Source organism: Rhizobium sp. BIGb0125, assembly GCF_024810055.1.
GTDB lineage: Bacteria > Pseudomonadota > Alphaproteobacteria > Rhizobiales > Rhizobiaceae > Agrobacterium.
This window is the reverse complement of the sequence record NZ_JANUDV010000006.1, coordinates 370,785-382,609: the sequence shown is the minus strand read 5'-3', so window position 1 is coordinate 382,609 and position 11,825 is coordinate 370,785. Positions and strand designations below refer to the sequence as shown.

The window sequence follows — 11,825 nt, the reverse complement described above, 5'->3', positions numbered from 1 at the left end:
ATAAGCTTGTTGCCCGCATAATTTGTATCAGGTTGAATTATTTTCCCTGATAATTCAATAGAGATATTCAGTATTTTGTGAAATATATTTGTTGTCGTGAGCGTTGTTTGGGCGCTACGTATCTATTTATTGTGCATTTTCAAAAAATCATCTCTCCCGCTTTTACAGTGCTTGAGCAGCGCGATTTGTAACTTGAGTTTTGTGTGTGTTTGGAGTGGCGTAATGAAAGTAGGTTATTTCCTGAATACTTACCCGGTGCCGAGCGCCACTTTCATTCGTCGCGAGATCGAAGCCCTTGAAGTTCAAGGGCAAACAGTATTGCGCTTCGCGGCACGACGATTTTCAGACAAGCTGGTCGATCAAAAGGACATCGCTGAAGCCGAAAAGACGGTTTATATACTTGAAGGCAAATTGCCAGACCTGACGATAGCGACGATACGAGAACTACTTCTCAATCCGGTTGGAATTATCAAGGCGCTGCCGACCTGGCGGAAATTGGTCGCGAACTCCGGAGGAGGGTTTGCACGCCACGCTGCATATCTGATGCAGGCGGCAAGTTTTCGCCAAAAAGCCTCTCGTGCAGGCATCGACCACGCCCATGCCCATTATGGTACCAACGCCGCAGCCGTAGTCATGCTCGCCCGGCTGATGGGCGGCCCCCAATACAGTTTCACAGCCCATGGTCCTGATGAGTTCCTTGACACGTCTGCAAACAGCTATGCACTCAAGATCAGGCATGCATCTTTCGTCGTCGCCATTTCCAATTACTGCCGATCCGTCCTGCGTGATCTTAGCCAGACCGATGAGGACCGGAAAAAGATAGAGATTGCGCGTTGCGGCCTGAATCTCGAGGATTTCAAGCCTTCTGCGCCAATCACCGCCGACAATTTCAACATTGTCTGCGTCGGCCGCCTCTGTCCCCAGAAGGGTCAGGTCCACATTCCTGCCGCCGCCGCCGCCTTGCGCGATGAGTTTCCTTCGCTTCGTATAACCCTGATCGGCGATGGCGAGAGCCGGGCGGAGATCGAAGCGGAAATCGCCCGTCACGGTGTTGGCGAGCAAGTGATCCTTAAAGGTTGGGCTTCCAACGAAGAAGTGAGGACCTTCATTGCGACCAGTCGCGCATTGTTGTTGCCAAGCTACCATGAAGGCCTGCCGATCGTGTTGATGGAAGGTATGGCGCTTCAACGGCCGGTGATCACGACCACCATCGCTGCCATTCCCGAATTGGTGGATGACAAATGTGGCTGGCTTGTTCCTCCGGGTGACGATGCCGCGCTCGTCTCTGCCTTGCGTAATGTTTTATCCGCTTCGCCTGAGCGACTGGCGGAAATGGGGCAGGAAGGCCGCGTGCGCGTTGAGCGCATGCACGATATCAAGTCGCTTGCATCTGATCTTTCCCGGCTTTTCGGGCGTAAATCATGACGATCGCCCGAAAACAGAGACATGCAATAGGGTTCATCGTCACCCAAAAGGATGAGAAATGAGCGAAGCTGTGAATTTCTCCCAAAAGCGTGTTGTCACCGGAGCGATGTGGACCGTCGGTGCCTATGGCCTGTCGGTGTGCTTGCGGTTCGTGTCGAATGTCATTCTGTCACGTATCGTGGCGCCAGAAGTGTTCGGCGTATTGATGATCGTTTTCACGCTGAAAAACGGCATGGAACTTGTTACGGATGTCGGCATTGGCCAGTCCGTCGTCCGCAATCCGAATGCTGAAAACCGATCGTTCAAAAATACGGTCTGGACACTGCAATTTGTTCGCAGTTTCATTCTCTGCTGCATATTTTCCATAGCCGCATATCCGCTCAGCGCACTGTACGACATTTCTCCAAGCCTGCTGCAAGTGACAGCATTGAACATCCTGATCCTGGGCGCGGCGTCCACCTCGTTCTATTACATGCAGCGGCATATGATGCTGAAGCAGGCCAACCTTTTTGAGGTTGTTCTCGACGTTACGACCATCATCGTCACAGTCACGCTCGCGCTTATTCACCCAAGCGTGTGGGCGATTATGGTGGCAAACCTGATCTCTGCGATCATCCGTGCGACTGCCAGCTACATGCTGCCTCACGCCATCAACTGGTTCGAGTGGAACACGGCCTATGTTCGTGAGGTCCTGTCCTTCGGCAAATGGATTTTCCTGTCGTCACTGCTGGCATTCCTGTGCGGAAATTTCGACAAGCTGTTTTTGGCGCAGGCCGTTCCGCTGGCTTTGGTTGGTGTCTATTCGATTGCGCGTATCATTGCCGATCTGCCGGGGACCCTGATCGGCCGCATCAGCTTCCAGCTTGTTTTTCCGCTGATTTCTGCAAGTGCCAGTGAAGCACGGCCCGCACTTATTCAGCAGGTCAGCCCGCTTCGCTTCAAGCTGTTGCTGCTTGCCGCAACCTCGATTGCGATCGGTATTGCGACTGCGGATTTTGCAATCTCAATTGTCTATGATGCACGTTACCATGATGCCGGATGGATGCTGTCCATGCTGCTTGTCGGCGCGTGGTTTGGCATACTGAGCACAGTAAACGAATATACCATGCTGGGAGTTGGCAAGCCGGCCTACGGGGTGGCGGGCAATCTGCTTAAACTTCTGTCCCTTGTGGTGTTGTCCTATGCCGGGCAGGCATGGCTAGGTTTGGCTGGCGTTATCCTTGCGGTCATTGCAAGTGAACTGCTTCGCTATTTCCCAATCGCTTTTGGTCAGCGACGCGAGAGAATTTCTTTTCTGAGCCAGGACTTGCTGATCAACGCCATCTTCCTGGCATTGATCGCGCTTTTGTTGTTCATTCGCATAGAGCTCGGCTACGGAACTCCATTTGCCACCGTATCGATGGCAATTGGACATTCGTGAGATGGAAACACTCACGCAACCCTCGCCACATGATGTTGGTGTCGTCCTTATCGGTCGTAATGAAGGTCAGAGGCTCATCGATTGCATGGCTTCGCTCGGCGACCTTGCTGTCCGATCGGTCTATGTCGATTCCGGTTCAACCGACGGCAGTATCGAGGCGGCGCGCAGCATGGGGCTTACTGTCGTGGAGTTGGCGCCAGACGTTCCGTTTACCGCTGCACGGGCACGCAACGAAGGTTTTGCCGCGTTGCTGCGTATTGCTTCCGATGTCGAATTTGTCCAGTTCGTGGACGGTGACTGCCGGATCGTTGATGGGTGGATAAGAAAGGCGCGCGACTTTTTCCGCGATAAGCAGCGGGTGGCGATCGTATGCGGGCGCCGGAGGGAAATCTTTCCTGACGTCTCGATCTACAACCGCATTTGTGACGATGAGTGGAATACACCGGTTGGCGAGACAGAAGCCTGCGGCGGAGACTGCCTTATCCGCGTTAAGGCGTTTCGGGAGGTCAATGGTTACTCTGCTGATCTGATTGCCGGTGAAGAGCCGGAAATGTGCCTGCGAATGCGTGAGATCGGTTGGACAATCTGGCGTATCGACGCGGACATGACGCTTCACGATGCCAATATCAAAAATTTCTCGCAGTGGTGGCGACGTTCGGTTCGCGCCGGCCATGCCTATGCGCAGGTCGCGGCGCGTCACAGAACGTCCGATAAACGCATCTGGGTTCGCAATGTCAGGCGCAGCCTCTTTTGGGGTGGTGTGTTGCCTGCTGCGTCCTTGATCGGTGGCGCTGTCGTCCATCCCGCGTTTCTTGCGCTTCTGGCGCTTTATCCACTTCAGGTATTGCGATTGGCAGGGAAAACCGCCTCCAAAGATCAGAACAGATGGGCGGAGGCAGCATTGTCGGTGGTTGGGAAGTTCGCGGAAATGAGAGGCGTGGCGACTTACTACAGCAACGTTTTGACCAGTCGTCGCCACAGGCTGATCGAATACAAATAAGCAACTTATTCGCCTGGCTGTCCGCGATCAGTCCGCACCCATCCATTTCGATGTGCGCTGAGCAACATCTGCGGGGATCGTATCATTTGCAGACCAATGATCGACACGGCACGAAGGGCGTCCGACGGCGTCAAAATCGAGCGCCCATATTTAACCCACGCGATTAACGTCGTGCCGCAGACCAAGGCCAGATTGGCTGCTGCAATGAAGAGCGGGAGAGGGGCAAGCTTTAACGCCCAGGTAAAACCTGCAGTCATCAGCAAGGTTATAGCAAGCAACGGCAGAAAAAACGTAAGCGGCGGTATGGCCGTCGACAATGCACTCAATGCGGCAGCGATCCTGCCTCTGCGCAATGCCCTTGCAACGCCGGCAAGTGCCGTGCTTATCAATTCGAAGTGACCACCGATCCATCTTTGCCGCTGTGTGCTTAATCCTTGCACGGTGTCCGGAAACGGGCTCAGCACCACGGCGTCTTCGCAGAACACCGGTCCTGATCCGGCAATGGCGAGATCCAGACCCATCTTCATGTCTTCGACGAGGTGTCCGTGGGCGAGATCAAGGCCGCTGATAACCTCCCAGCGGAAAGCCATTCCGCTTCCCGTCAGATGGCAGGGAATGCCAAGGCGATTGAGCCCTCTCTGCCGAAGACGGTTTTTCAGCATGAATGCGAGTTCGGCAATCTTCAGGCTGAGCCCGGCGCCTGCCTTGTTTGTCATCAGATAAAGTGCCTGAACGGGTCTTTCTGTCTGCACGGTCGCTTCGGCGAGGAAGCCGATTGCGTCAGGAGAGGGAAAGCAGTCCGCGTCTATCAGCACGACGATATCCGGCGGGGCAGCCGACAGATATTTTACGCCGGCGTCCAGCGCATATCCTTTGCCCCTTCGAGTCGTATCGTTTCGCTCCAGTACTTCCGCACCAGCCATGCGTGCAATGATTGCCGTCCTATCCGAACAATTGTCGGCAACGACAAGCAAGCGATCGTTCACTGCCATCGCTGCGCGAATGGCAGTCAGGGACGCGCCCAGTCCTGCTTCTTCATTATGCGCTGGAACAAGAATAGCGATTTTTGGTCGTGATGCAGTCGATGGCTGTATCTTCGGTCGTAGCGATGGCAGTGCTGCCAATAACTGCGACGAATAGATAATCGCCAAGGAAAATAGTGCAATATTGATAAGCGATAAACACCAGAAGAAAAGAGACTGAGTCATAAGCAATACTCTGTGCCCAATTTGTTTGGCTAATCGAAATTGAATACACTGGCTTCAGGTGCTTGCAAACAGTTAAATATTATTTATATTCATAAATTATCGAAATTGCTTATAAGACAAACTCAATAGAATTCATACGGTTACTTACCAAGAGCAGCTATGAAATAAATATAGGCACGTTTTCTATTTTGCTATCAGCAATTTCGATCGGGGCCGCGTGTGAGAGAGTAAAGAGCGTCGCATGCAAGATCAGGATACCGCCTCACCAAACGACATCGCAATCATCGGCATGGCTTTAAGAGTGCCGGGCGCCAGAACGACAGATGAGTTCTGGCAAAACCTTCGATCAGGCACTGAATCCATTCGCAACCTTTCGGAAGACGAGCTGATTGCCGCTGGCGAGAGCCAGGCTCGAATGCTCGATCCCAAATATGTTGCGCGGACATCTGATATGCCCGACATGGAGATGTTCGATGCTGATTTTTTCGGGCTGAGCCCGAAAGAGGCTGCGATCATGGATCCGCAGCACAGGCAGTTTCTGGAATGCACCTGGGAAGCAATGGAGGACGCGGGGCGTACTCCAAACACAATGCCTGGGCCAGTCGGTGTATTTGCCGGCTGCGGCATGGGCAGCTATTTCTATTTCAATGTCTGCAGCAACAGGCAGTTGCTAGAGCAGACGGGCATGTTCCTGCTTCGCCATACCGGCAATGACAAGGACTTTCTGTCTACGCGGGCGTCGTTCTCCTTTGATCTGCGCGGGCCGAGTGTGAATGTGCAGACGGCCTGTTCCACCTCGCTTGTCGCTGTCCACTATGCCTGCCAGAGCCTTTTGAGCGGCGAGTGCGACATGGCTCTTGCGGGCGGCGTGACAATTGAGTTGCCGCATCGGCGCGGCTATATTTATCACGACGGCGAAATTCTCTCTCCCGATGGCCGCTGCAGGCCGTTCGACCATCGCGCCGCTGGCACTGTGTTTGGCAGCGGGGCAGGGGTGGTTGTGCTTCGACGGCTGTCCGATGCCTTGGCAGATGGCGACATCATTCATGCAGTCATAAAAGCCTCGGCAATCAATAATGATGGTGCCAGCAAGGCCGGTTATCTCGCGCCAAGCGTCACCGGGCAGGCAGAGGCGATTATCGAGGCGCAGGGGCTTGCAGGCATCAGTGCAGAGACGATCCAATACGTCGAATGCCACGGCACCGGCACGGCACTTGGAGATCCGATCGAGATCGAGGCTCTGACCCAAGCGTTCCGTCAGACAACAAACCAGAAAGGTTTTTGTCACGTCGGGTCGGTGAAATCCAATATTGGTCACCTCGACACTGCCGCTGGTGTTGTCAGCCTGATCAAGACGACCCTTGCGCTCAAGAACGCTGAAATACCGCCCACTCTCGGCTTCGAGAAACCAAATCCGTCAATCGATTTCGCCAATAGTCCGTTTGTTGTCGCAAGCCAGTTGACCAACTGGCCTGATACAGACGGACTGCGTCGCGCTGCGGTCAACTCGCTTGGGGTTGGCGGAACAAACGCCCATATCGTTTTGGAGCAGGCTCCCTATGTCGTGCCTGTTGACGACATCGCCAATGATGAACCGGCCATCCTGCTTTTCAGCGCAAAACACCGCAAGGCTCTCGACGGGGCTACCAAACGTCTCGGTGCGGCGTTTGCAACAAATTCGGGGTTGAGGACGGTAGACGCAGCCTTCACCTTGCATCAGGGACGGGCGCAGTTCGAGCATCGGCGCGTTGCGGTGGTTCGTGACTGCTCGGATGCTGTCGCCGTCCTGTCTGGCGACAATCCGAAACGGATGTTTACACATTCGGCGATTGAAAATCCCGTGGGAGCTGTTTTTCTGCTTCCCGGCGGAGGTGCCCAGCATGTTGGCATGGCACGTCGTCTCTTCGAGGAAGATGCGCGCTTCCGCAGTTTCGTGGAAGAAGGTTTTTCCTATCTTGAGCCGGCGATCGCCGATGAAATCCGTGCAGTATGGTTGGCCAGTGGCGGTGACAAAACAGCTGAAGGTAAAACGTTCCTACGTCCGTCTCTGCAACTGCCTGCCATATTGATCGTCGAGGTCGCCATTGCACGGCTTTGGAAGGACTGGGGTGTCAGCCCCAAGGCGCTGATCGGTCACTCCATGGGCGAATATGCAGCAGCCTGCATTTCGGGCGTGATGAGCTACCGTGACGCGGTCAATCTCGTGCGTCTGCGCGGCGAATTGTTCGATATTGTCGAGCCCGGTGGCATGTTGAGCGTACCGGTTTCGGTTGAAACACTAAAGTCCCTGCTGCCAGCGTCGCTGGATATCGCGTCGGTCAACGCCCCGGAACTTTGCGTCGTGTCCGGACGGGATGAAGACCTCGCCCTGTTTCAAGCCGAGTTGGCGGGAAAAGGTATTGATGCGTCCCGTGTTGCGATTGATATCGCGGCACATTCGCGCATGCTGGACGGCATATTGCCAAGGTTCGAAGCGTTTGTGCGCAGTATCCGTCTCAATCCGCCGACTATCCCGATCATGTCCAACCTTGCCGGACATTGGCTGACGAATGCCGATGCCTGTGACCCGACCTACTGGGTCAGGCATCTGCGATCCACCGTCCTGTTCAACGATGGTATGGCGCGGCTATCGTTGCAGCCCGGTCAGGTCTACATTGAAATAGGGCCTGGCCGAACCTTGTCATCGCTGGCAAAAATGCAGACGAATATCGATGCGAACCAGGTGATCAACACCTTGCCGCATGCCGATGACGATACGGATGATCGTCTACACTTCCTTTCGGCAATCGGTCGCGCCTGGGCGACCGGGATTGAGGTGGACATCTCGCGGTCCTGGAAGGGACGTGATCCGCGCCGCGTTCAGTTGCCAACCTATGCGTTTCAGCATCAGCGCTACTTCATTGAGCGGGTTGTGGACAACTCGGTCCCTATTACCAGTGATGATGCTCCCTTGTTGCGGCAGGAAGACATGTCTGACTGGGGCTATCGACCGATCTGGAAGCAGGTACCTTGCGATGTCGCGATGGATGCGAGCATGGAGCCGCGTTCATGGCTGATTTTCCTTGATGACACAGGGCTGGGAGAGCGATTGGTTGGCCGCTTGCGGTCTTCAGGCCACCACGTTGTGACCGTTACGGCGGGCGATGGTTTCAGCCGGATTGATGCTTCGTCCTATAGTCTGTGTCCTGAAGAGGGCCGTGGGGGCTATGACGCCCTGTTCGCCAGCCTCAGTGAAGATGGTGAGGTGCCCGCCAATATCGTCCACATGTGGCTGGTGACCGGTGACGAAAATCACCGACGTGCGTCCAGCTTCTTCGACAGAATACAGGAGCAGGGTTTCTATAGCCTCCTGCATCTGGCGCAGGCCATGGGCGATGCTGGCGTGGCGGGCAGTCACCTGACCGTGCTGACCAACGGCATGCAGCGCGTGGGCGATGAGACGCTTGCCTATCCCGGTAAGGCGACCGTGCTTGGCCCTGGTCTGGTGATACCCAAGGAGCTTGAGCGCACAACCGTACGGATGGTCGATATCGAGCTTTTCGCAAAGCCCAAACTCAACGACAGGCCGGGCCTGCAAAAGCTGCTCAAACTTGTCGGCGATGTTCCGAGCAGCCAGACCGGAGATGTCCTCGACCAGTTGTGGGAGGACCTCTGCGTTTCTCCGGCCTCCGAAACGGTCGCCTATCGCAAAGGGCGCCGCTGGGTTGCAAGTCATGAACGCCTGCCGCTCAAACCGTCCGATCCAACACAGCAATTCCGCCATAAGGGCACATATTTGCTGACAGGTGGTTTAGGAGATCTTTCGCTTGTTGTGGCGAGAGAACTGGCAACACAGTTTTCCGCGCGTCTGGTGTTGCTGGGCCGAACCGAGTTGCCTGAACGGTCGCAATGGACGTCTTATCGGCGTATGCATTCCGGCACGAACAAGGTAAGCCGGGCGATTGCTGCAATAGAAGAGCTTGAAGTGCTCGGAGCCGAGGTCATCTACCGCGTCGCCGATGTGCGCAACGTCGAGCAGATGACCGCAGCAGTTGAGGCCGCAAAGAACCGATTTGGTAGTCTCAACGGTGTGTTGCATACCGCCGGTATTGTCAGAGACAATCTTATCCAGCTGAAATCATTCGATGAACTTGAAGATGTGTTGTCGCCGAAAGTCTATGGCACATCCGTTCTCGCCCGTGTCCTGGAAAAGGAACATATTGATTTTCTGGTGCTGTTTTCTTCGACCAGTACCGATACGGCGCCCGTCGGTCAGGTGGACTACGTCGCAGCCAATGCCTATCTCAATGCCTATGCGGAGAGCCGTAGTGGCGATCAAAAACGTCAGACAGTCGCCGTGCATTGGGGCGTCTGGAACGAGGTCGGCATCGCGGCTCGTGCGTCCCTTAATCCTGGATCAGCCTCGGCGACATCCAAAGAGCTGATCGTCGCAAAAGGTCCCGTGTTCGAACGTTGGGTTGAAGATGCGGATCAAACCCAGTGGCTCGAATTTTCGGCGAGCCCCGCTACCCACTGGATGTGGAATGAACATCGGCTTGTTTCAGGTGAGGCCATTCTACCGGGAACCGGTTATATCGAACTGCTGGCGCAGGCCGCCAATGAATATGGCTTCGCCGGAGGTTTTGAAATCGAGGATCTGATCTTCGTTTCGCCACTCAGCATTGAAGATGAGGCAACGAAGTCAATCCGGGTTCGGTTTGAACAGGATGGGAATGACTATCGCGCTTTCATTTGTGCGGCAGATCTAAATGGCGGTTCCAATTCCATTCGCCTCCATGCGGAAGCGTCGGTGCGACTTGCCCCTCCGTCGGTCTTGCCGCCAGTGCAGCTTTCGTTGGGCGACAGTCACTGGACAACCAGACGTCGCGCCGCAGACGGCGCGGCATTGCGTTCCGCACAAGAGGACAATATCCGCTTCGGCTCACGCTGGTCGGTTCTGCGTGCCCTTTCGATCGGGAAAGGTGAGGCGCTTGCGCAACTGTCGCTCTCCGAGGACTATGCTGGCGACATTGAGACAGGATTACGCTTCCACCCGGCACTTCTCGATATTGCGACCGGCTACGCAATGGAGCTTATTGAGGGGTATGCGTCGTCCGGAGTGCTGTGGGCACCGATGTCTTACGGCTCTATTCGGATCTATGAAAATCTGCCGCAACAGGTTCTGAGCCATGTCAGGCTGTCAAAGGGCGGGAATTCGGGTCCAGATTATTCCGCTTTCGATGTGACCATTACGGCGCTGGATGGTTCAGTCATTCTGGAGATCGAACGTTTTACGATCAAACGTTTGGCTAATGATCTCAGCTTGAGCGTGGCTTCTGCCGGAGCCGCAAGTCATGGCGAAGTCGGAGCACCGCCTTCTGCCGCAGCACTTGAACTTGCCGCACAGGTTCGCCAAGGCATCATGCCCTCTGAAGGGTTCAACCTGCTGTCTCGGGTGCTTGCAACACGACGACCTCAGGCCATCGTCTCCAGTCTACCGCTCGACAAGTTGCGCGAAAGGGCTGCTCGGCGAGTTGATACGCGGGCAAGTCCGTCTGCCCAGCTTTTCGAGCGGCCAGACCTTGAGAACGACTATATTGCGCCACGGAACGATGTCGAGCGAACACTTGCCGGTTATTGGAGTGAGTTGCTGGGGGTTGAGAAGATCGGTGTCAGCGACAACTTCTTCGATGTCGGTGGACATTCACTCATCGCTGTGCGCCTGTTCCGGATGATCCACAAAACCTATGGGATCGATCTGCCCATTTCGGTTTTGTTCCAGGCGCCCACTATTTCCGAATGCGCAGAGCTCATTGGCAAGAATGCAGCGCCCGCCGAAAGTGCGGATACTGCTGAAGCGCCTGAAGAGGCAGATACGCAGCGGATACATTTGGTGTCGATGACCACGACATCTGCCAAAGCTACGGCTACGCCGCTGTTCCTTTGCGCTGGCATGTTTGGCAATGTGCTGAACCTGCGCCATATTGCATTGCAGATCGGTAATGATCGGCCTGTCTACTGCTTGCAGGCTCGCGGGCTCTACGCAAATCAGGAGCCGCACGAGACATTCACCGAGATGGCGCGCGACTACCTCCGCGAGATACGCAGCGTCCAGCCGTCTGGCCCTTATCTTTTGGGAGGTTTCTCAGGCGGTGGGCTTGTTGCCTATGAAATGGCACAGCAACTGGAAGCTGCCGGAGAAACCGTCGAGATCATCATCATGCTTGATACGCCGCTTCCCGGCGATCCCGTTTTGTCGATGGCAGACAAAGTTCTGATCAAGGCGCAGGACATCAAGCGAGAAAGAGGTGCTTTTATCCGCAACTGGATAGAGCATAAGCGTAATTGGGCAAATTATCAAAGAACGCGATCAGATGCATTGCAGGCACCGGCAAAAACGGTCGAGTTGCACAACGAACGCGTTCACTCAGCCTTCTTGCGTGCCTTGGATCGCTATGAGGTCAAACCTTATGATGGACAGGTTTTGCTGTTAAGGCCAAAACTTGAACCGCGCTATCTGGTCACGGGTGGCAGACAGCTCAATGCCGATCGCGGTTTTGTTCGACACGACAATGGCTGGTCACCTCTCGCCCCAAACCTAGACGTTATCGAGGTGCCGGGTGACCACGATTCCATGGTTCTCAATCCGAATGTCCGCGTTCTCTCAGACAAGGTTCGACAACATCTCAAGCTATGTGACCAACGTGTCGTATCGATAAGCAGACCGATTGCGGCGGAGTGATCCGCGATTTGAACGCCCCTGCGTGAGAGATCGTCGCCAAGAAGTTCTCTC

The 11,825-nt window shown here is 54.9% G+C and carries 5 protein-coding genes; 4 read left to right on the top strand and 1 reads right to left on the bottom strand.

The genetic code is table 11. From position 1 onward, the window contains the following. The first annotated feature begins 96 nt into the window (after positions 1-96). The 3 genes from M2418_RS18855 to M2418_RS18845 are packed head-to-tail and all read left to right on the top strand — an operon-like array spanning position 97 to position 3,845. Positions 97-1,425, top strand: a complete 1,329-nt coding sequence (locus tag M2418_RS18855) for a glycosyltransferase family 4 protein (RefSeq protein WP_259148543.1) — start codon at positions 97-99, stop codon at positions 1,423-1,425. A gap of 58 nt (positions 1,426-1,483) precedes the next feature. Continuing rightward, positions 1,484-2,845 (top strand): oligosaccharide flippase family protein, encoded by a 1,362-nt coding sequence (locus M2418_RS18850; RefSeq protein WP_259148541.1) that lies wholly within the window; start codon positions 1,484-1,486, stop codon positions 2,843-2,845. Position 2,846: 1 nt separating this feature from the next. After that, positions 2,847-3,845 (top strand): glycosyltransferase family 2 protein, encoded by a 999-nt coding sequence (locus M2418_RS18845; protein WP_259148539.1) that lies wholly within the window; start codon positions 2,847-2,849, stop codon positions 3,843-3,845. Between the two features lie 5 nt (positions 3,846-3,850). On the opposite strand, the gene M2418_RS18840 is transcribed toward M2418_RS18845, so the two are convergent. Next, entirely contained in the window at positions 3,851-5,053 is a 1,203-nt protein-coding gene (locus tag M2418_RS18840) for a glycosyltransferase family 2 protein (RefSeq protein WP_259148537.1), read from the bottom strand. 241 nt (positions 5,054-5,294) lie between these two features. Between M2418_RS18840 and M2418_RS18835 the strand changes: the two genes are divergently transcribed. Next, positions 5,295-11,774, top strand: coding sequence for a type I polyketide synthase (locus tag M2418_RS18835; protein WP_259148535.1), 6,480 nt, complete (start codon positions 5,295-5,297; stop codon positions 11,772-11,774). The last annotated feature ends 51 nt before the right edge of the window (positions 11,775-11,825 follow it).